A 20,816-nucleotide genomic window follows, 5' to 3' on the forward strand; every position below is an offset into this window, starting at 1 on the left:
TGACGGCGCAAACCCGACTAGTTTGAGTGTGAAGCAACACGATGCGCTTCAATAATGTAGCAAGGAGGGAGCCCGGTTATGCAGGACAAGGAAGTGGCAACCCAGGAGAAACCGCTGGTCGTCATCACAGGGGCTTCTGGCGGTGTCGGAACGGCACTGACCCAAAGCCTCAAGCAGGACTATCGAATCATCGCCCTGGACCGGAACGAATCGGAGGAGGCCGATGAGAGCCACGAGCTCGACCTGACGGATGTCGACTCCATCAAGCAGGCGATGGATAAGATCATCGAGCGGCATGGACGCGATATCGCCGCGGTGGTCCATCTTGCCGCCTACTTCGATTTCACCGGTGAGGAGTCCCCGCTCTACGAAAAGGTCAACGAACAGGGCACCAGGAACCTGCTCGAGGCACTCGAGGGCATGAACGTCGAACGTTTCGTCTACTCCAGCACCATGCTGGTCCACGAGCCTCAGGTGCCGGGGCACCGGGTCAACGAAGACACCCCGATCGGCCCGACCTGGCCCTACCCACAGTCCAAGGCCAAGACCGAAGCGGTCATTCGCGAGCATGCCAGCATGCCCTACACGCTGCTGCGGCTGGCTGGCATGTACGACGAGAAAACCAGCGTGCCCACGCTGTCGCACCAGATTGCACGCATTTACGAACACACGCTGAAAAGCCATTTCTACTCGGGCAACACCAACGCCGGGCAGGCCTGCGTGCACAAGGAAGACATGGTCGATGCCTTCCGTCGCACCATAGACCGGCGCCACGAGCTGCCCGAGCACAACGAGATCCTGATCGGCGAGGAGCATGCCGTCAGCTACGAGGCGCTGCAAAACCGCCTGGGCGAGCTGATTCACGGCAAGAAGCAGTGGAAGACCGTGGTCATGCCCAAGCCACTGGCCAAGACCGGCGCGGCACTCGAGGAGAAAAGCGAGCCGCTGGTGCCGGACGACTTCGACAAGGGCGAGAAGCCCTTCATCAGGCCGTTCATGATCGACATGGCCGACGACCACTACGAGCTCGATATTCGTCGCGCGCGGGAACAGCTCGGCTGGGAGCCGCGCCATGCCGTCTTCGACGTGCTCGAAGATATGATCGACAACCTGCTCGCAGACCCTCACGCCTGGTACGAAGCGAATGGCATCACCCCGCCCGACTGGATCGAGGAGGCCGAAGAGAAGGGAGCCAACCCCGAACGGGTGCTGGAGGATTACCTGGCCCATGCTCAATGCGAGCACTATCGCTTTCTCTGGGCACACTTTTTCAACGTCGGACTTGGTGCCTGGCTGGTAGCCTCCCCTGCCACACTGGGCTATGGCGGCGCCATGGCCTACAGCGACATGGCCTCGGGTCTGCTTCTGGCGCTGTTCGGCGCCCTCTCGCTGTCGCTGAAGCTCGGTTGGGCACGCTTCGCCTGCGCTGCCATAGGCCTTTGGGTGCTGTTCGCCCCGCTGGTGTTCTGGAGCGAAAGCGCGGCGGCTTACCTCAACGGCACCCTGGTCGGCACCTTGGCCATCGGCTTCGCGGCCCTGGTACGACCGACGCCCGGTGTCTCGCCCGCTGCGGCGATGACCGGCCCCACCATGCCGCCCGGATGGAACAACAACCCCTCGAGCTGGTTCCAGCGCATGCCGATCATCGTGCTGGCCTTCGTCGGCTTCTTCGTCTCGCGTTACTTGGCCGCCTACCAGCTCGGTCATATCGACGCAGTGTGGGACCCCTTCTTCGACGGCACCCGCCAAGGACTGAACGGCACCGAGGACATCATCACCTCTGAAGCTTCAGAAGCGTGGCCAATACCTGATGCCGGCCTCGGCGGCATTGTCTACATGCTGGAGATCCTGCTCGGCTTCATCGGCGCGGCCAACCGCTGGCGCACCATGCCTTGGGTCGTTGCCACGTTCGGCGTGCTGATCGTGCCGCTCGGCGTGGTTTCGGTGACCTTCATCATCATCCAGCCGATCCTGATCGGCACCTGGTGCACCCTGTGCCTGATCCAGGCCGGCGCGATGCTGCTGCAGATCGCCTACGCCTTCAACGAGTTCGTCGCCACCGGCGAATTCCTCAAGCGGCGCCACAAGGCCGGCGCCCCGATTCTCAAGATCTTCTTCACCGGTGACACCGACGAAGGTCCCAACGAGTCGCCGGACGAGAACTTCCAGCGCAAACCGACGACGATCATTGGCGACGCACTCGGAACCGGTGTGAACCTGCCATGGAACCTGGCGCTGTGCATCCTGATCGGCGCCTGGCTGATGCTGACCCGCATCACCTTCGGTGCCGAAGGCACCCTGGCCAACTGGGACCACCTGATTGGCGCGCTGATCATCACCACGGGCGTCATCGCCATGGCCGAATCGGCCCGTCCCGTGCGCTGGCTGATGATCCCGCTGGCCAGCATGCTGTTGTTCACGCCGTTCCTGCATGGCGCCGACATGTTGGCCACGACAAACAGCCTGGTCTGCGGCGTGGCGGTGATCGCGCTCTGCTTGCGCCGCGGACCAATGCGCGGCAAGTATGGCAGCTGGAGTCGGCTGCTGGCGTGAAGACCCTGCGGCAAGGTCGCCTCGCTACCGGCGCCCTTGCCGCTTCCATGCACTCCCGGGACGGTACTGGTATCGTGTCGGCATGCCTGCCACCCGCGACGACCCCGCCATGACTTCACGCCCCGACCCTCGGGTGCTGCTGCGCCTACTCACGCTGCTGGCACCCTATCGCAGCCGGCTGGCCATTGCGGCTCTCTCCCTTCTGGTGGCCTCAGCCAGCGTCTTACTGCTGGGCCAGGGACTGCGCCTGGTCATCGACCAGGGCTTTCTGGCCACCGACCGCGCTCAACTCAACCAGACCCTCGCCGCCATGCTCGTCGTCGTTGCCGTACTGGCCGGGGCGTCCGCGCTACGCTACTACCTGGTGAGCTGGATCGGCGAAAGGCTGGCGGCGGACCTGCGCCGGCAAGTATTCGATCATCTGCTCGAACTCGAACCGGCCTATTTCGAGAACGCCGCCCAACGCGACCGCGGCGCCGCCGAGATCGCCTCGCACCTGACGGCCGATACCAGCGTGCTGCAGACGCTGTTCGGCTCGTCGATCTCGCTGGCGCTGCGCAACCTGGTCATGCTGCTGGGTGCCGTAACCTTGATGCTGATCACTCAACCCTGGCTCTCCGCACTGGTACTGATCGGCATCCCCGCCACGATGCTGCCAATCCTGTGGTTCGGTCGCCGGGTGCGCCGCCTCTCCCGTGATAGCCAGGACCGAGTCGCCGAGCTGGGCCGTTACGCCAGCGAGACCCTGGATGGCATCCGCACGGTGCAAGCCTTCACCCACGAAGCGATCGACCGGCGCGACTACGGTCAGCGCGTCGAACACGCCTTCGCCACCGCGGTGGTACGCACGCGACAGCGCGCCTGGCTAACCGGTGTGGCCATGTTGGCGGTATTCGCCGCCGTGGGGCTGATGTTATGGCAAGGCGGACAGGCGGTGCTGGCCGGCGATATGAGTGCAGGGGAGCTTTCCGCCTTCGTCTTCTATGCAGTGCTTGCCGCAGGGGCGGTGGCCACCCTGGCGGAGGTGGCCGGAGACGTACAGCGCGCCGCCGGGGCCGCCGAGCGGCTGCTCGAGCTGCTGGACGCCGAGCCCGGCATTCGACGACCGACCCAGCCGACGCACCTGCCCTCGCCGCTGCGCGGCGAAATCCGCCTGGAGGGCGTGGCCTTTACCTACCCTGGGCGGGAAGCGCCAGCTCTCGATTCCCTCGATCTGTGGATTCGACCCGGCGAGCGCATCGCCCTGGTTGGACCGTCCGGCGCCGGCAAGAGCACTCTGCTGGGGCTCCTGCTGCGTTTTTACGACCCCGACCGGGGCCGCCTGACGCTGGATGGAATCGACCTGCGCGAACTCGATCCCAAGGCACTGCGCGCCACCATGGGGCTGGTGGCCCAGGAGCCGATACTGTTCACCGGCACGGTGGCCGACAACCTGCGCTACGGCAAGCCCAATGCCGGCCTCGATGAGCTACGCGAGGCCGCTCGAGATGCCAATGCCCTCGCCTTCGTCGAGGCCTTGCCTCTCGGTTTCGACACCGAGCTTGGTCCCGGCGGCGTGCAGCTCTCCGGCGGCCAGCGACAGCGCCTGGCAATCGCACGAGCACTGCTGAAGAATCCCAGCGTACTGCTGCTGGACGAAGCTACCAGCGCCTTGGACGCCGAGAGCGAACGCCTGGTACAGCAAGCACTGGACAGGCTGATGGCCGGGCGCACGAGCTTGGTGATCGCCCATCGGCTGGCCACTGTGACCTCCGCCGACCGATTGTTGGTATTTGACGAGGGGCACCTGGTCGCTTCAGGTCGTCACGCTGAACTGCTCGAACAAAACCCGCTCTACCGCCACCTGGCGGAGCTCCAGTTCGGGCGTCACCGGATGGAAGCTTGAACCAGCGCGGCCGTGAGAAAGAACCCGATGCAATACCCGCTCCACCAGTAGGCAGGCACGGTGTCCACGGGTATTGCTGGGTTCAGCCGGGGGTCGGCTGGCGCGGCGCTTGCGTGCCGACCCATAGCTCCTCCCACTCCCAGCCATCCTTTTCTACATACGCGAGCCATAGCCGCTGGCGCTCTAGCCCGAGCAGGTAAGTAACGATCTCGGCCTGTGACCGGTCAAATTGCGCGAGCGAGGGCACCGCTCCGTCGGGGATTTCAGGACAGAGGCTGGCTGGCCTGACGAAATCGCCATTCAGATTGGTCAGAAAGCTCTCGATCGCATAGAGGTTCCTCCTGAGCTTTCGTCGGACCGATTCGGTCAGCGTTGGGCAGGCGAAGCAGATAATGGTCAGGGTCTGGTAAAGTCTGGCCAGTGCCATGGGCAAGGCACGCTCCGGCTCGGACGCATGGTAATAGTGAAGAATGGGATAGGCCAGGTGCTGCTCGCTTATGGCGATTATCTGACCTTTCAATGCATCGACCTGATCGGCCAGCTCTTCGAATGCCTCCCCTTCGTCCATATTGCTCAGCATCTGCTCAGGGGTTTCACCCAAGGCGCTGATCAATATTGCAAGTTGACGCTTGTCAACGACGGCAGAAACCACCGCCACGATGTAGGTAACCGCCAAGGTGAACAGGACGAGACCATTGCCAGCTGCCAGCACGGCCAGTATCTGCCACTTGGGCGAGCCGGGAACGAAGTCACCGTAACCCAATGTGGTTATCGTGTAGCCGAGGAAATAGGCCCGCTCCACCAGGCTGGCCTCAATCCCGGTATCGGCATGGGTAACCGCTTGTCCTTCACTACAGAACAGCAACCACCAACCGAGCCAGGCCAAACCGACCCAGACGAACACCAGCATGAGGGTGACCCACGGGCCCACAGCCGACAGCATCCCGTGGGTACAGAACTTGCGATGGATCAGAAGGAAGGGTTGCCATACCAGGCGAATGAGGCGGTTGGTAATGGGACCCGAGCGGGAAGCCGACAGCGTCGTCTGAATGGCATCATAAGAAGCCAATACCACAATCACCGATCCCGCCAGCGCGAGCAGCCCTGCCATGGCAGATTCCTTTCCCTGTTTGCATCGTATCAACCTACCGCTTGATACCGTCACACGCAAATGAGGGTGAGTCGACCTAAGAAGATTGCCTCAAGAGAAGCCATCCTTAGTTGACATTTTTATTTCGGAAACACATAGCGCACAGAAGACAAAAATTAACTTTATAATCCGCAAGAAAGGACAACCTTTCCTTTCATTAAACTACGCAAGCTAGCTTGATATCTTGCGTGGTATGCACCTCGATAATCTATCAAACGATTACCGCAATATTGCCGTTCAGGCACGCCTGCTTCTCAAGAAGCGAATGTGACACTCGGATAATATACTGCCGAGACTACCAGGGCCAAACTTGGCAGTCTTTCTTGATCCGTAACCCTGGCTAGCTATAGACGGTCAACCCGGCCTCGATTCGCACCGGCGTCGGCACTCTCCTTTTTGGCCTGGTACATGGCCCTGTCAGCGGCATCGCACAGTTCCATCGCGCCTTGGCCGTGCTCGGGAAACGCCGCCACCCCGATACTTAGCGTCAGGGACAGGATATGACCGTTGAGTACATCGAAGCGGCTCGATGCCACCAGGTTCTCGATACGATTCGCTGTCTCCCTGCCCGCCTCGAATGACATTTCGGGAAGGATGATCGTCAGCTCATCACCACCGTACCGGGCTATGCAGTCCACCTTGCGCAGACTGTCCTTGATGAGCTGACTGACCTGCCGCAGCACCGCATCGCCAGCCAGATGACCGTAGCTGTCGTTGATGGTCTTGAAATGATTTAAATCCAGCCAGAGCAGGCTGAACGAGCGGTTATAGCGAGTGGCACGGGCTATCTCGTCCTGCAGGATACGATTGAACGCACGACGATTGAGTAGCCCCGTCAAGGCATCCTGCCCCGCCATCAGCTCTAGCTCCTGCTCCATCCGCTTACGTTCAGTGATATCGACAATGATGCCTTCCAGGAACGGTTCACCGTCTATCTTCACTTCACGCCCCTGCTCCCAGCACCACACCAGTTCTCCACTACGCTTGCGAAGCTGATATTCGACGGCAAAGGGCTTGCCTTCCTCAATGGCCCGCTCGACCTCGGCACGGAGCCGATCCATATCCTCCGGCAGTACGAGGCTGGCCCAGGCAACGAGGCGGCTGTCCACCAGCTCCTCTTCCCGGTAGCCGGTCAGGGCCAGACAAGCACTGGAGACGAATCGCATGGTCCATTGGGTATCGTTCAGGCAGCGGTACGCCATGCCCGGCAGGTTGGCGATCAGCGTGGTCAGCTCCCGTTCACGCTTGAACAGGGCCTGCTCGGCGGCTCGCCGTGCCGTGACATCACGACCGATCGCCACCGAACCGACGACACAACCGTTCTCATCGGCAATCTGTCGCGAGTCCCAGGCAATGACCTTGTCCTCACCATTGCGGGTACGAATGGTGGTTTCAAAATCCTGGACCTCAGCGCCGTCGCACAGGATCTGCTCCACTTCGCAAGCAATACGCCTGCGATAGCAGGGGTCCGGGTACAGCAGTTGCCAGATCCTGTCGCTGCCCAGCACCTCATCGCGCCGGTATCCGGTGATGCGTTCGGCGGCATCGTTCCACAAGGTGACCCGCGCTTCGCGGTCCAGCCCGTTGATCCAGACATGGGCACTTTCGATGACACTTGCCCTGAACTGGCTCAGGGCATGCAGTTCGGCCCGCTGCTGCTGGTTACGCTGCAACAGTGCTGCATCCGCCTTCCACTCTCGTTTCAACAGGAAAAACAGTGCGGCGCTGGTCACAGCCACAAACCCCAACCCTTTCACGGATTGGGCCTGGGTCAACCAAGACGTTCCCGCCACACGTCCACCAAGCCACCAGTCGGACACGATGATCCATACACTGGCAACGAGTGCATAGCAGAAGGTCATTCGTGCCGCACGCCTGGCCGGCGTTGCGGGCGAAGCGGGTTTATCCATGCGTACCACTTGTCGTGACACCATTACCCCACGAAGCGTGGAAGCGATGTCATCGTTATCGGGGCTTTACGAGGAATCCTGGGCCCCTTTATTCAGATTAGTTTGCCATTTTTTTCTATCGTGTGGGTAAATTTTGACCGATGCTGCCCATAGCACACGGCTATTGAACATGATTCTTCGATCAAGACGCATCGACCTCAACGCATCGGTCACGTCGACTAAAGTCTCATTGCCTTGCCGCATGTCGGCGCCGAAGCTGTTTCCGGTGCAAGACAAAGTCCGCACCATAAAAAAAGGCCCCCGAAGGGGCCCAAGTGGAGCACGCCAGCTCACTCTGTTTATCGCCTTTCCTGATGGCGACGTTGAAATCGGTTGCAGGTGCCAACTCGCCTAGCTTGTGTCGAAATAGCTTGTGTCGAAATCGGTTGTCTCGAATCAGCCTGCCTGGCAATCACTATACGAAAAACATGCCAGCTCAAAAAGAAATTAAACAATATCAATACTTTACCTTGGAAGCCCCGGCAGCCAAGCCTGACGCACGCTGCTTTGCAGCAACCCTGTTGCACCAGTTAGGTACTATTTTCCCCTCTCCTGCTTCATCAGCGCGCAGCCAATGTTGTGTTCGCCTCTAGAGGATCTCCCGGGACACGTCGAGCACGCGACCATCGACTGAGCGCTGCAGTTTCTCCTCGATCTCGCTGCAGAGGGATTCGACCTTCTGCGGTGACATGGCGGCCACCACGAAGGTCCATTCGCTCGCTTCCAACCGGTCATGTTCACCGCTCTCGCACACAGCAACCGCGGGATTGCGGCCGAAGCGCTCATGCAAGCCGCCCATGCGCTGGCGCTTCTCCTTGAGGGATCCGCAGCCGGGCAGTGATAGGGTCATGGTCAGGATAGTGATGTGCATGGGAGTCATTCCGTTGATCGTGATCTCGAGCTAGTCGGGCATGCTCATTAGATCTTCCACGGCAGTGGCGCCGGCATCAACCGCTCACCCGACCATTGGGGAATACTGCCAAAGCGCTCGCTGCCCGCCTCCCAGTCGCGCTGGGCCTCGGCGATCTCCGCCTTGCTGTGGCCGACGAAATTCCACCAGATTAGCACTTCTTCCCCCAGCGGCTCGCCGCCGATCAGAATGGCACGACCGCCTGCGCTCATCGACAACTCCACCTCATCGCGGCCGCGGCCCAGGTAGGCCAGCTCATTGGCGACAAAGCGATCTCCGCCGATCTCGAGCTCACCGTCCAGGGGCAGTACGGCGTACTCGAAGTCGTCTCGCAGTGGCAGGCCGATCGTTGCGGCCCGGCTAGCCTCGAGGTCGAGACCCACCAGCGGTGAGAACGTCAGGGGTGGCGCCAGACGGCCGTCGAATTCGCCGATCAGCAGGGTCAGCTCGACACCTTGTGCCTGCCAGCGGGGCAGCTCCGCATAGTGATCGAAGCGAGGCTCGGTATTACGACTCGCCTCGGGCAGTGCAATCCAGAGCTGGGCGGCATGCAGGTGGCTGGCGCCGGCCACCGACTCTTCGGTATGGCTGATGCCGCGCCCCGCGGTCATCAAGTTGACCTGCCCCGGTCGTATCACCTGCTCGCTGCCCAGGCTGTCGCGGTGCAACACCTCTCCCTCGATCATCCAGGTGAAGGTCTGCAGGCCGATATGCGGGTGCGGCCCGACGCGCAGGCCGGCGCTTTCGCTCTTGAAGACCGCCGGCCCAGCATGATCGAGGAAGCACCAGGCCCCCACCAGGCGCCGCTGACGTGAGGGCAGCACTCGATTGACCGGAATACCGCCTACGTCAGCGGTGCGAGCCGAGACATGCTGAACCTGGCGTTTTCCGTCAACCAGCGGGCAATCCAGGGAGGATGAGAGGCTGCCTTCATTGACGAGATTGCTCATGGAACACTCCTTGAGGACGAAGTGGGTCTATCTGCCGAAATGCTGTGGAGTGAAGCCTCGGCGAAACCCCGAGCGGTGCTTCTCTCAGCATAGGCCGCGCCTACGCCGCCCGCCCGGGGTTACGCCGCTCCGGTTCAGCCCTATGTTGCGCTATAGCTCTGGATCAGGTTGGCATACTGCGGAGAAAACCCGGCAGCACGGCTGCCGGAATACGCCAGCAGCGCGATGTGGCCCTCTGGCACCGGGAGCCGGATGGCCCCAACCGGGCGCAGCCGCAGGTCCCAGACATTGATCGGGTCATCGCTCACACCTCGATGACCAGGTCCGGCACGAACACTGGCGGCTCGAACTCACCGGGGTAGCCCCCGGGGTTGGCGATAATCCGGGTACCGGCCAACGTCATGTCCACCGGCTCGTGCACATGGCCGTGAATCCACAGGTCGGCACGCCCCATCAACCCCGGCAGATGCGAGGCGAAGGCGGGCGACAGGGCGTCACCCCGGTAGCGTGGGGGGATGCATTCGGCCAGCGGCGCATGATGGCTGATCACCACCCGCGGCCCGCCGAAGGGAACGGCCAGTTCCGCGTCGAGCCAGGCCAGGGCCTCCGCATGCAGCCGCTGGCTCTCCAGGGGGCTGAAGGTCTCCCCCGCCGGCTGCTCGATAATGCTGAAATCCGGCATCATCCCGAGGGCCTTCTGCTCGGTCAATGCCGGGTCGTTGCCGGGCTCGCCGGCATAGAGGGCAAAGTCCGTCCACAGGGTGGTGCCGTAAAAGCGTACCCCCTTCAGCGTGAGCGAACGGTTGTCGAGTAGATAGACACCCAGCCGCTCGGCTTCGTGGACAAGCCTGCGACGCAGCGCGGGCATGCTGGTACCGAAGAACTCGTGGTTGCCCGGCACATAGAGGACCGGCTGACCGGCAAACCGGGCGGCGGCCCAGGCCAGGCCCTCTGCCTCGCGGTGGATATCGCCGGCCAGGATAACCACGTCCGACGCCACCTCCGGCAGCTCACGCCCCTCTTCGAAATGTTCCAGATGCAGATCTGAAAGCACCCTGAGCCGCATATGTCTGTCTCTCCTGTCGGCCGACGCCAGATGGGATCTGGTTCAGCATATCGATCGGAGTCGACTACGCCACGACATGGAATTACCGTGGCCCGCGTGTTCTTTGCAACACTCATCTCACGCACCCTCTTCCGCGGCCTCACGCAAGGCCAGTTTCCGATAATACTCCAGGATGTATGGCCAGCCGTACTCGGAAGCCATGGCGTCGCGATACTCCTTGGCGCCTTCGCCATGGTGTCGAAAACCCTGGTGCTCCAGCATCAGGCGGGCAGCACTCGCCCCGTTCTCGTGGAAACGAAGCTCCACCGTGCTGGCCTGGGCGGGATCGGGCTGCGGTACACGGCCGGGGCCGATCTGCCAGCTGAAGACCAGCCTTTCGGGCGGCGACCAGTCCAGCACCCGCCCCCAGTCCACCTGAAAGCCGTGCGGGCCCACCTCGGTACAGCGGCCGCCTTCACGTGGCTCTATGCCGATGCCCTGCAGCGCTGCCTGCGACCAGCTGTACTCCGATGGCCACCAGTCAGCGAACCGTTCGACGAACAGCTGGAAGGCGCGGTTTCGCGCGAGAGGAAGGACGATCTCGTGCACGGTTGAATCATTCGTTGCTGCCATCACGGGCTCCCTTTCCTGTGGCTACCTCCAAGCGTAGCTATGCCTGCGCCGGCTGGACGAACGCCTCACCTTCCGTGCTTTCGTGCCGTACCGATCGCGCCCCTCCTCAGGTACCAAAGCCGAACTGCTAAAGTGGACGAAAGAATTCGCCACCGACGCTCGGCTTAGTCAGGAGGACGCCATGACAAACAGGATACCGACACCGGATCGAGGGGACGCCTTCGATATCATTGCACGATGGGGCTACGCTGCACGTGGCATCGTGTATCTGCTGATTGGCGGCCTGGCCGCGCTGGCGGCGATTGGTCAAGGAGGCGAGACGACGGACAGCCGCGGTGCGCTGGAGAGCCTGATGGGCGCCGCGTGGGGCGACGTACTGCTCGGCGCCATCAGCTTGGGCCTTTTGGCGTATGCCTTGTGGCGTTGCATACAGGCCATCAAGGACACCGACCACCACGGCACTGATTCCAAGGGGGTAGCCATCCGGGTGGGCCTGTTGGTGAGCGCGGTGACGCATACCCTGCTGGCTTTCTTTGCCGCTAGCCTGATCTTTACATTGGGTGGGGGCTCAGGGGATTCCGGGGGTGGCTCGGAGGGTATGGCCAGTTGGTTGATGCAACAGCCATATGGACGCTGGCTGGTGGGGGCCGTGGGTCTGGCCATTATCGGTGCCGGGGTTGCGCATGGCATAAAGGGATGGAAAGCGAAATTCGATCGTCACTTCGACATGCCACCGCAGAACCAGCGCTGGGCCTACCCCATCTGCCGCTTCGGTCTGGTGATCCGCGGCCTGGTCTTCCTGATCATCGGCACGTTCTTCCTCATCGCAGCTTACCAGGTGGACCCGGACCAGGCGGGCGGACTTGCGAAAGTCTTCAGCACGCTACGTAGCCAAGCATTCGGACGTTGGCTCCTGGCCGTAGTGGCGGTGGGCCTTTTCGCTTTCGGTCTCTATAGCCTGCTCGAAGCCGTGTACCGGCGCGTGAATGCGCCGGGATGACTTTTGCATGAGGCTCACTTCCTTGATGGTGGGCTAGCGAGGTGTTGGTATTGATGGAAAACCCTTCCATCGCGCATTCTAGGGAGCGATCACTTCCCCCTCACCGGAGATACGACATGACACAGCCCCGCCTCGGCTTCATCGGCATAGGCCTGATGGGTGACCCCATGACCCGCCGCCTGCTGGACGCCGGCTTTGCCGTCACGGTGTGGAACCGCACCGCGGAGAAGAGCGATGCCTTGCGCGCTGCCGGTGCCCGGGTGGCGGGCTCCATCGCCGAGCTGATGGAGGAGGTGGACGTGGTGCTGCTGTGCCTGGCCAATACCGCCGTAGTGGAGCACGTGGTATTCGGCGAAGGCGGCGTGGCGGTCCATGGGCGCGCCGACCAGCGGCTGGTGGATCTTTCCAGCAGCGACCCGGCCGCAACGCGAGACCTTGCCGAACGTCTGGAAAAGGAATGTGGCATGCGCTGGGTCGATTCGCCGGTCTCCGGCGGCGTGGCCGGGGCCGAGGCGGGCAGCCTGGCGATCATGTGCGGCGGCGCAGAGGAAGATGTCGATGCCGTGCGCCCCCTGCTCGCCCCGCTGGCGGCACGGGTCTCGCACATGGGACCGGTGGGCGCGGGCCAGGTCACCAAGGTGTGCAACCAAATGATCGTGGGCTGTCAGGCGGCAGTGATTGCCGAGATGGTGGCGCTGGCGGAGACCAGCGGCGTGGATGCCTCGCGACTAACCGAGGCGCTGGCCGGCGGCTTTGCCGACTCCAGGCCATTCCAGATCCTTACCCCGCGCATGGCGGCCAGCGACTTCGCCAACCCCGCCTGGCATCTGCGCACCCTGCTCAAGGATCTCGACATGGCGGTGGCCCAGAGCCAGCGCACTGGCAGCGCCACGCCCATGAGCAGCCTGGCCGCCCAGCTTATGCGCACCCATGTCGGCCATGGCCACGCCGAGCACGACCCGGCAACGCTGGTGGAAGCCTATCGGCGCAAGGAATGACGAGGGCGAAAACCAAGGTGTTTGTCCCTCGCCCCGCCCTTCCGTACACTTGTTTGACTCTCCCCTACACGATGCTACGCCGAGGCATGACCATGGCTTTCGATTCGACCTCCACCTATGTGGCCACCGATGCCCTCAAGCAGGCGGTGAATGCCGCCGTGACTCTGGAACGGCCTTTGTTGATCAAGGGCGAACCGGGCACCGGCAAGACCCTGCTGGCCGAGGAGCTGGCAGCCTCGCTTGATACGCGACTGATCACCTGGCATATCAAGTCCTCCACAAAGGCCGCCCAGGGCCTGTATGAGTATGACGCGGTGAGCCGCCTGCGCGATTCCCAGCTCGGCGTCGAAGGCGTGGAGAACGTCGCCAACTATATCAAGCCCGGCAAACTCTGGGAGGCCTTCACCGCCGACGAGCGGGTGGTGCTGCTGATCGACGAGATCGACAAGGCCGACATCGAATTCCCCAACGACCTGCTCCAGGAGCTGGATCGCATGGAGTTCCATGTCTACGAGACCGGCGAGACCATCGCCGCCCGCCACCGCCCTATCATCGTCATCACCTCCAATAACGAGAAGGAGCTGCCCGACGCCTTCCTGCGCCGCTGCTTCTTCCACTACATCGAGTTCCCCGACCGCGAGACCATGCAGCAGATTGTCGACGTGCACTTCCCCGACATCGCGCCGAAGCTGGTCGGCGAGGCGCTGGAGGTGTTCTTCGACCTGCGCCAGGCACCGGGGCTGAAGAAGAAACCCTCCACCTCGGAGCTGGTGGACTGGCTGAAGCTGCTGATGAGCGACGACCTGGCCCGGGAGGCGCTCTACAACCGCGACCCGGTGAAGGCGATTCCCCCCATGGCCGGTGCCCTGGTCAAGAACGAGCAGGATACCCAGCTGCTGGAGCGACTGGCCTTCATGCTGCGTCGGCAAGGCAACCAGAGGCGCTGAGCATGTTCATTGGCCTGTTCGAAACCCTGAAGCGTGCCGGCGTACCGGTGTCACTGCGCGAGTTGCTTGATCTGCATGCCGTGGTCGAACACGGCGTGGTGTTCGCCGACATGGAGGCGTTCTATCAGGTAGCGCGCACCGTGATGGTTAAGGATGAACGCCACTTCGATCGTTTCGACCGTGCCTTTTCCGCCTGGTTCGAGGGCCTGGAAAACCTCGACGCCGCCATCGAGGCGCTGATTCCCGACGACTGGCTGCGTCGAGAATTCGAGAAGCAGCTCAGCGAGGAAGAAAAAGCGCAGATCGAGTCGCTTGGCGGGCTGGAGAAGCTGATCGAGACCTTCAAGAAGCGCCTCGAGGAGCAGAAGGAGCGTCATGCCGGCGGCAACAAGTGGATCGGCACCGGTGGCACCAGTCCCTTCGGCGCCTACGGCTACAATCCCGAGGGCATTCGCATCGGCCAGGAGGGCTCACGCCATCGTCGGGCGATCAAGGTGTGGGATGAGCGCCGCTTCCGCGACTACGACGATTCGCTCGAGCTGGGCACCCGCAACATCAAGATGGCACTGCGCCGACTGCGCAAGTTCGCCCGTCAGGGCGCCGCGGAGGAGTTTGATGTGGATGCCACCATCCGCGACACCGCACGAGACGCCGGCCTGCTCAACGTGCGTATGCGCCCGGAGCGCCACAACACGGTGAAGGTGCTGCTGTTCCTCGATGTGGGCGGCTCCATGGACGACCACATCCGCGTCTGTGAGGAACTTTTCTCTGCCGCTCGTTCCGAATTCAAGCACCTTGAGCACTACTACTTTCATAACTGCTTGTACGAAGGTGTCTGGCGCAACAATCAGCGCCGTACCAGCGAGCGGATTCCCACCATGGACGTGCTACACACCTACGCCAGCGACTATCAGGTGGTGATTGTCGGTGATGCCGCCATGTCACCTTATGAAGTGACCCACCCCGGCGGCAGCGTCGAGCACTTCAACGACGAAGCCGGCGGCGTATGGCTCCAACGCCTGGCAGCCAAGTTCCCGCGCTTGGCCTGGCTCAATCCCATGCCGCCGCGGGCCTGGGAGTACACCCACTCCACCCAGTTGATCCGCCAGTTGATCGACGACCGCATGTATCCGATGACGCTGGAAGGGCTGGAACATGCCATGCGTGAGTTGGCTCGCTGAGAGCCAATAGCCCTGAAGGGCGATAATGAACAAATATAGCCCTTAAGGGTTATTTAGTTGCCAAATAGCCTTTTTCGGCTATGATGAAGTCGACCCTCCCTGGAGCGCTTGCCATGACCCAGCGAATCGCCGTGCTGACCGGCGATGTGATCGACTCACGCAAGGTCGAGGATCGCCAGCGGCTCTATGCACTACTGGACCAAACCCTGGCCAAACTGGCCGCCCGACATGATGGTCGCAGCGAACGCTTCCGCGGCGACGGCTTCCAGTTGGCCCTACCCAAGGCGACAGTCGCCATGGAAGTGGCTATCGCCCTGCGCGCGGCGCTGATCGAGCACTCCGAGGCCGACCAGCGCTGGGACGCCCGCATTGCGGTGGCGGTAGGGCCGGCAAGCTGGCCGGGAAACAGCCGGCTTGCCACGGCGGATAGCGAGCCCTTCGTGCGCTCCGGCCACGATCTGGATGCCTTGAGCGAGGGCAGCTCGCACTTGTCGCTGGCACTGCTGGACGACGTCGACGACGGCAGCCTGGCCCTGCTGATGCGCTATATGGACGACATGGTGGCAAGCTGGTCGCGCTACTCGGCCGAGGTGGTCAGGCTCAGCTTGGAGAGCGAGACCTCCCAGCAGGCAATGGCCGATCAACTGGGTATCCGTCAGCCCAGCGTGCACAAGCGGCTGCGTGCCGCTCGTTGGCCGCTGCTGGCCGACACCCTGGCCTACCTGAACGAGCGGCTGGCGGAAAAGGATAAACGCCGATGAACCCTAACGATCTCTCCCTGCTGATGGGGCTGGTGCTGGCCCACCTGGTCGGCGACTTCCTGCTGCAGCCGCGCCACTGGGTGGAAGACCGCATACTCAGGCTGCACCGCTCACGTCACCTGCTCTACCACGTGCTGGTACACGCCGGCCTGACTGTCCTGGTGCTGGTGGTAGCCGCCTGGCTCCTGCCCATTTCTCGCGGCCCGCTGGCGGCGCTTGCCGGTGCCGCAGCGGTGGCCGTCAGCCACTGGCTGATCGACCTGGGCAAGGCAACGCTGCCTGCCGGCCGGCTACGCTGGTTCCTGCTCGACCAACTGCTGCATTTGCTGGTGCTGTTCGCGCTGTGGCTGGCCTGGCTCGGCAGCCTGGCCCCACTCGAAGCGCTCGGTGCCTGGCTGCTCACACCGACGGTGCTGGGCGTGGCCACCGCCTACCTGATCGTCACGCGCCCCTTCTCGTTCGCCATCGCCATGATAATGAAGCGCTGGAGCAGCCAACTCGAGGATACCGGCACCCTGGCCCAGGCCGGTGCTCGAATCGGTATGCTGGAGCGCCTGCTGGTGCTCTCCCTGGTGCTGCTCGACCAGCTGACCGCGGTGGGTTTCCTGCTCGCCGCCAAGTCAGTGCTGCGCTACGGCGACCTGCGGGAATTCAAGGATCGAAAGCTCACGGAGTACGTGCTGCTGGGCACTCTGGTAAGCGTGGCATCAACCCTGGTCCTGGGCCTGACGCTCAGACTGCTGCTGGAGAGCTGAACCATGTGGCGCAAGCGTGTCGTCATTGCATCCCTGGCCCTGCTGCTGGCTGCTTGTGCGAGCCCCCGGCCGCTCGAACAACGCAAGGGTTATGTGGTGGACCACAGCCATGTGGCGCCGTCCCACAATAGCCGGGTACGCCATCTGGTAATGCACTACACCGATGTGGACGAGACCGAATCGCTGGCGACCCTGACCGGACCCCACGTCAGCAGCCATTACGTGCTGCCGCTCCCGGCTCGCCAACGGGCCGGCGAGCCGCTGGTCTACCAACTGGTGGACGAAGAGCGCCGTGCCTGGCACGCCGGCGCCAGCGCCTGGAAGCAGCGTACCAATATCAACGACACGTCCATCGGCATCGAGATCGTCAATACCGGGCCCGACCGCCCCTACGCCGACGTAGAGCGGGCGCTGGAGCACGACCCGGAAAGCGTTACAGCGATCCACTGGGCGCCCTACCCCGAGGCACAGATAGAGGCGCTGATCGCCCTGTCGCGGGATATCATCGAGCGTCACAACATTCACCCCACCGACGTGGTAGCCCACTCGGATATCTCGCCAACGCGCAAGATCGACCCGGGCCCGGCGTTTCCCTGGCATGCCCTGTACGAAGCGGGTATCGGCGTGTGGCCCGAAGGCGCCACCGTGTCACGCTATCGCGAACGGTTCGATCAGGCGCTGCCCGAGCTCTCCACGCTGCAGGCGGCACTCCAGGCCTGGGGCTATCCACTGGTGGTAAGCGACGAGCTGGATGCACAGACTCGCGCGGTACTGCGCGCCTTTCAGATGCGCTTTCGTCCCCGTGACTATCGCGGCCTGCCCGATGCCGAGACCGCTGCAATCCTCTGGGCACTGCTGGCACGCTATCGACCCGATGAACTCTCGGGACTGTAGCCCCGATAGCAAAACGCCACCCTGGGGTGGCGTTTCTGGCTCGACGTTATTGGCGCAAGGCCGACCGTTACATGGTCGCCAGGCGCTCACTGTCGTTGATGCCGGACATGCGCACCAGGGCCAGGGCCTCATCGAGTGAATCGACCTCTTCGACCAGGAGCAGCTCGCTATCGAGGCTGACCGCCTTGCCGGTCTTCTCGGAAAGCAGCAGTTCCAGGGCGGCGACATCCATATCCTTGTCGAGCGGCATCGCATCCACACCGGCGGTCTGGGTGCCGGGCAGATAGATGGTGCCGTTGGAGAAGTCCACCGCGTAGGCAATCACCCCAGGCAGGATAAAGAACAGCAAGCCCACGCCATTGGCGATGGCCACCACGGGGTCGATGCGTCCGTCCATCTGCCCCTTTCGTTCGGGGTGGAAAAGGGTGCCGCAGCCTGACAGCGCCGTGATGGCGATACCGACCACCAGGCCGTTCAGGGTGCGACGAAGCCTGGGCTTCATGGCTGGGCTCATGACAGGATCTCCGGATAGGGATGTCATCGCTACCGTGGCATTGCTGCACAGGGCACCGAGAGGCAGAATCGGAGCGAGTCTACCATAGCCGTTCTTCATACAAGCGTTTAGCATTTTCACGGAGGCACCCATGGCCGAGATCGCCATCAGTACCTGCCAGGGGAGCGCCATCACGCCCTATCTCGACGACCTGGCCCGGTTGAGAATTCGCGTCTTCCGCGACTTTCCCTATCTCTACGACGGCGACCTCACCTATGAGGCCGACTACCTGCGCCGCTATGCGGAGTGCCCCGAGAGCCTGTTCGTGCTGGCCTTCGATGGCAACGCCCTGGTGGGGGCATCCACCGGCATGCCGCTGGCCGACGACATGGCAGCGTTCCGCGCGCCCTTCGAGCGGGCCGGCTTCGATATCGGCAGCGTGTTCTACTATGGCGAGTCGGTGCTATTGTCGAACTACCGTGGCCGCGGCATCGGCAAGGCCTTCATGGAGGCCCGGGAACGGCATGCCGCCGAGCGTGGCTTCTCGACCGTGGCCTTCTGTGCCGTGGAGCGCCCCGACAACCACCCGCTGAAACCCGAAGGCTACGTGCCACTGCACGGCTTCTGGCGCTCGCGGGGCTACGAGCGCCACCCAGAGCTCGCCACCACCTTCCACTGGAAGGACGTCGGCGAGCCCGAGGAGACCGACAAGCCGATGGTGTTCTGGCTGAAGTCTTTGGCATGATATTCGCCCGGAGCTGATCCGACGACAGGCCTGCGAGGAGGCGCTGTGAACCCCTCCCTGGGCGCTACATTTGCCATCCATGGCAAATGACCTCCTCTTCGGCCTGTCCTCGGCGCTCCTCGCCTGTTCACCAGCTCACTCTTTTGCCGCCGCTACCCGTTGCCCGTACAATGCCCCGAACGCCGCTCGTCGCGGCACACCGACTCATGTCAAGCCCATGCTGGAAGGAAACGCCGGACCCATGCGCGCCACCCAACTGTTGATCGCCACCCTGAAGGAAACACCCGCCGACGCCGAAGTGATCAGCCACCAGCTGATGCTGCGCGCCGGCATGATCCGCCGCCTCACTTCCGGCCTCTATACGTGGCTGCCGGTCGGCCTGCGCACGCTGCGCAAGGTGGAGCGAATCGTGCGCGAGGAGATGGACCGCGCCGGTGCACAGGAGGTGCTGATGCCAGCGGTGCAGCCCGCCGAGCTGTGGCAGGAGTCCGGCCGCTGGGAACAGTACGGCCCCGAGCTGCTGCGCCTGAAGGACCGCCATGAGCGCGACTACTGCGTCGGCCCCACCCATGAAGAGGTGATCACCGACCTGATGCGCCGCGAGCTGGCAAGCTACAAGCAGCTGCCGGCCAACTTCTACCAGATCCAGACCAAGTTTCGCGACGAGATTCGCCCGCGTTTCGGGGTGATGCGCTCCCGCGAGTTCATCATGAAGGACGCCTACTCCTTCCATATCGACCAGGCCTCCCTGAAGGAGACCTACCAGGCGATGTACGATGCCTATGTGCGCATCTTCACCCGCCTGGGCCTGGACTTCCGTCCCGTACTGGCCGACACCGGCGCCATCGGCGGCACTGACTCCCACGAGTTCCATGTGCTGGCCGACTCCGGCGAAGACGCCATCGTCTTCTCCAACGAGTCCGACTACGCCGCCAATATTGAGAAGGCCGAAGCCCTGCCGGCGCCGCTGGGTTCCAATCCCGAGCGCGCCGCGCCAAGTGAAGCGCTGCGCCTGGTCGACACGCCCAACGCCAAGACCATCGCTGCCCTGGTGGAGCAGCACGGTCTACCCATCGAGAAGACCATCAAGACGTTGATGGTGCGCGCCGCCGAGGGCGGGCTGATCGCCCTGCTGGTGCGTGGCGACCACGAGCTCAACGAGATCAAGGCGGTAAACCTGCCCGAAGTGGCCGAGCCGCTGACCATGGCCACGGAGGAGGAGATCCGTGCCGTGGTGGGTGCCGGTCCGGGCTCGCTGGGCCCGGTGAATCTCGACATGCCGATCGTCATCGACCGCAGCGTGGCGCTGATGAGCGACTTCGGCGCCGGCGCCAACGTCGATGGCAAGCACTACTTCGGCATCAACTGGGAGCGTGATGCGTCCCTGCCCCAGGTTGCCGACCTGCGCAACGTGGTCGAGGGCGATCCCTCGCCGGATGGCAAGGGCACGCTCTCCATCAAGCGCGGCATCGAGGTGGGCCACGTTTTCCAGCTGGGCAAGAAGTACTCCGAAGCCATGAACGCCACGGTGCTCGACGACTCTGGCCGCGCCGCCCACCCCTGGATGGGTTGCTACGGCATCGGCGTGACCCGCGTGGTGGCCGCCGCCATCGAACAGAATCACGACGAGAACGGCATCATCTGGCCCGACGCCATCGCCCCCTTCCACCTTACCCTGGTGCCGATGAATGCCCACAAGTCGCAGCGGGTTCGCGAGGAGTCCGAGCGTCTCTATGCCGAACTCACCGCCGCCGGCTTCGACGTGCTGCTGGACGATCGCGACCTGCGCCCAGGCGTGAAATTCGCCGACCAGGAGCTGACCGGCATTCCCCACCGCCTGGTGGTGGGCGACCGGGGCCTGGACAACGGCGAGCTGGAGTACAAGGGGCGACGCGACAGCGAAGCGACCATGGTGCCGGCGGACAGTATCCTCGCGTTCCTGCGCCAGCGGATTGAAGGCTAGGCTG

General features: G+C 63.0%; 18 protein-coding genes. 11 read left to right on the plus strand and 7 right to left on the minus strand.

The window, feature by feature from the left end; all coding sequences use genetic code 11:
* Positions 1-78 precede the first annotated feature (78 nt).
* Both DU505_RS17505 and DU505_RS17510 read left to right on the plus strand, forming a co-directional pair.
* Positions 79-2,553 carry an NAD-dependent epimerase/dehydratase family protein gene (locus DU505_RS17505; protein ID WP_114480274.1) on the plus strand — a complete coding sequence of 825 codons (2,475 nt, stop codon included), beginning with the start codon at positions 79-81 and terminating at the stop codon, positions 2,551-2,553.
* A gap of 109 nt (positions 2,554-2,662) precedes the next feature.
* A complete protein-coding gene (locus DU505_RS17510; protein ID WP_114480346.1) occupies positions 2,663-4,438 on the plus strand; it encodes an ABC transporter transmembrane domain-containing protein in 1,776 nt (591 codons plus the stop codon).
* 82 nt (positions 4,439-4,520) lie between these two features.
* Here the strand turns inward: DU505_RS17510 and DU505_RS17515 are convergent, their stop codons facing one another.
* The 6 genes from DU505_RS17515 to DU505_RS17540 all read right to left on the minus strand — a co-directional run bounded on the left by DU505_RS17515 (position 4,521) and on the right by DU505_RS17540 (position 11,075).
* Positions 4,521-5,549 carry a potassium channel family protein gene (locus DU505_RS17515; RefSeq protein ID WP_114480275.1) on the minus strand — a complete coding sequence of 343 codons (1,029 nt, stop codon included), beginning with the start codon at positions 5,547-5,549 and terminating at the stop codon, positions 4,521-4,523.
* Between the two features lie 383 nt (positions 5,550-5,932).
* On the minus strand, positions 5,933-7,498 hold the full coding sequence (locus DU505_RS17520; RefSeq protein WP_114480276.1) for a sensor domain-containing diguanylate cyclase: 1,566 nt from the start codon (positions 7,496-7,498) through the stop codon (positions 5,933-5,935).
* A 628-nt stretch (positions 7,499-8,126) separates the two neighbouring features.
* Positions 8,127-8,408, minus strand: a complete 282-nt coding sequence (locus tag DU505_RS17525) for a DUF503 domain-containing protein (protein WP_114480277.1) — start codon at positions 8,406-8,408, stop codon at positions 8,127-8,129.
* A 47-nt stretch (positions 8,409-8,455) separates the two neighbouring features.
* Positions 8,456-9,397 (minus strand): pirin family protein, encoded by a 942-nt coding sequence (locus tag DU505_RS17530; RefSeq protein WP_114480278.1) that lies wholly within the window; start codon positions 9,395-9,397, stop codon positions 8,456-8,458.
* A 304-nt stretch (positions 9,398-9,701) separates the two neighbouring features.
* On the minus strand, positions 9,702-10,463 hold the full coding sequence (locus tag DU505_RS17535) for a metallophosphoesterase (RefSeq protein ID WP_114480279.1): 762 nt from the start codon (positions 10,461-10,463) through the stop codon (positions 9,702-9,704).
* A gap of 117 nt (positions 10,464-10,580) precedes the next feature.
* Positions 10,581-11,075 carry an SRPBCC family protein gene (locus DU505_RS17540; RefSeq protein ID WP_114480280.1) on the minus strand — a complete coding sequence of 165 codons (495 nt, stop codon included), beginning with the start codon at positions 11,073-11,075 and terminating at the stop codon, positions 10,581-10,583.
* Positions 11,076-11,256: 181 nt separating this feature from the next.
* On the opposite strand from DU505_RS17540, the gene DU505_RS17545 reads away from it, so the two are divergent.
* The 7 genes from DU505_RS17545 (at position 11,257) to DU505_RS17575 (ending at position 17,611) form a co-directional block, all read left to right on the plus strand.
* Positions 11,257-12,075, plus strand: coding sequence for a DUF1206 domain-containing protein (locus DU505_RS17545; RefSeq protein ID WP_114480281.1), 819 nt, complete (start codon positions 11,257-11,259; stop codon positions 12,073-12,075).
* 116 nt (positions 12,076-12,191) lie between these two features.
* Positions 12,192-13,073, plus strand: a complete 882-nt coding sequence (locus DU505_RS17550; protein WP_114480282.1) for an NAD(P)-dependent oxidoreductase — start codon at positions 12,192-12,194, stop codon at positions 13,071-13,073.
* Positions 13,074-13,165: 92 nt separating this feature from the next.
* Complete coding sequence (locus tag DU505_RS17555; RefSeq protein WP_114480347.1) at positions 13,166-14,020, plus strand: AAA family ATPase; 855 nt, start codon at positions 13,166-13,168, stop codon at positions 14,018-14,020.
* A gap of 2 nt (positions 14,021-14,022) precedes the next feature.
* Complete coding sequence (locus DU505_RS17560) at positions 14,023-15,201, plus strand: vWA domain-containing protein (RefSeq protein WP_114480283.1); 1,179 nt, start codon at positions 14,023-14,025, stop codon at positions 15,199-15,201.
* Positions 15,202-15,314: 113 nt separating this feature from the next.
* Entirely contained in the window at positions 15,315-15,962 is a 648-nt protein-coding gene (locus DU505_RS17565; protein ID WP_114480284.1) for a hypothetical protein, read from the plus strand.
* Complete coding sequence (locus tag DU505_RS17570; RefSeq protein ID WP_114480285.1) at positions 15,959-16,717, plus strand: DUF3307 domain-containing protein; 759 nt, start codon at positions 15,959-15,961, stop codon at positions 16,715-16,717. Before DU505_RS17565 ends, DU505_RS17570 begins: the two co-directional genes overlap by 4 nt.
* Positions 16,718-16,720: 3 nt before the next feature.
* Positions 16,721-17,611: an N-acetylmuramoyl-L-alanine amidase gene (locus tag DU505_RS17575; RefSeq protein ID WP_114480286.1), complete on the plus strand. Its 891-nt coding sequence runs from the start codon at positions 16,721-16,723 to the stop codon at positions 17,609-17,611.
* Positions 17,612-17,678: 67 nt separating this feature from the next.
* Here the strand turns inward: DU505_RS17575 and DU505_RS17580 are convergent, their stop codons facing one another.
* Positions 17,679-18,113 carry a hypothetical protein gene (locus DU505_RS17580; protein ID WP_114480287.1) on the minus strand — a complete coding sequence of 145 codons (435 nt, stop codon included), beginning with the start codon at positions 18,111-18,113 and terminating at the stop codon, positions 17,679-17,681.
* A gap of 142 nt (positions 18,114-18,255) precedes the next feature.
* On the opposite strand from DU505_RS17580, the gene DU505_RS17585 reads away from it, so the two are divergent.
* The gene (locus DU505_RS17585) at positions 18,256-18,849 is read left to right on the plus strand and encodes a GNAT family N-acetyltransferase (RefSeq protein WP_114480288.1); all 594 of its coding nucleotides are present in this window, start codon (positions 18,256-18,258) and stop codon (positions 18,847-18,849) included.
* 241 nt (positions 18,850-19,090) lie between these two features.
* Positions 19,091-20,812 carry a proline--tRNA ligase gene (locus DU505_RS17590; protein ID WP_114480289.1) on the plus strand — a complete coding sequence of 574 codons (1,722 nt, stop codon included), beginning with the start codon at positions 19,091-19,093 and terminating at the stop codon, positions 20,810-20,812.
* Positions 20,813-20,816 lie beyond the last annotated feature (4 nt).

The organism is Billgrantia montanilacus, from assembly GCF_003336675.1.
Classification (GTDB): domain Bacteria; phylum Pseudomonadota; class Gammaproteobacteria; order Pseudomonadales; family Halomonadaceae; genus Halomonas; species Halomonas montanilacus.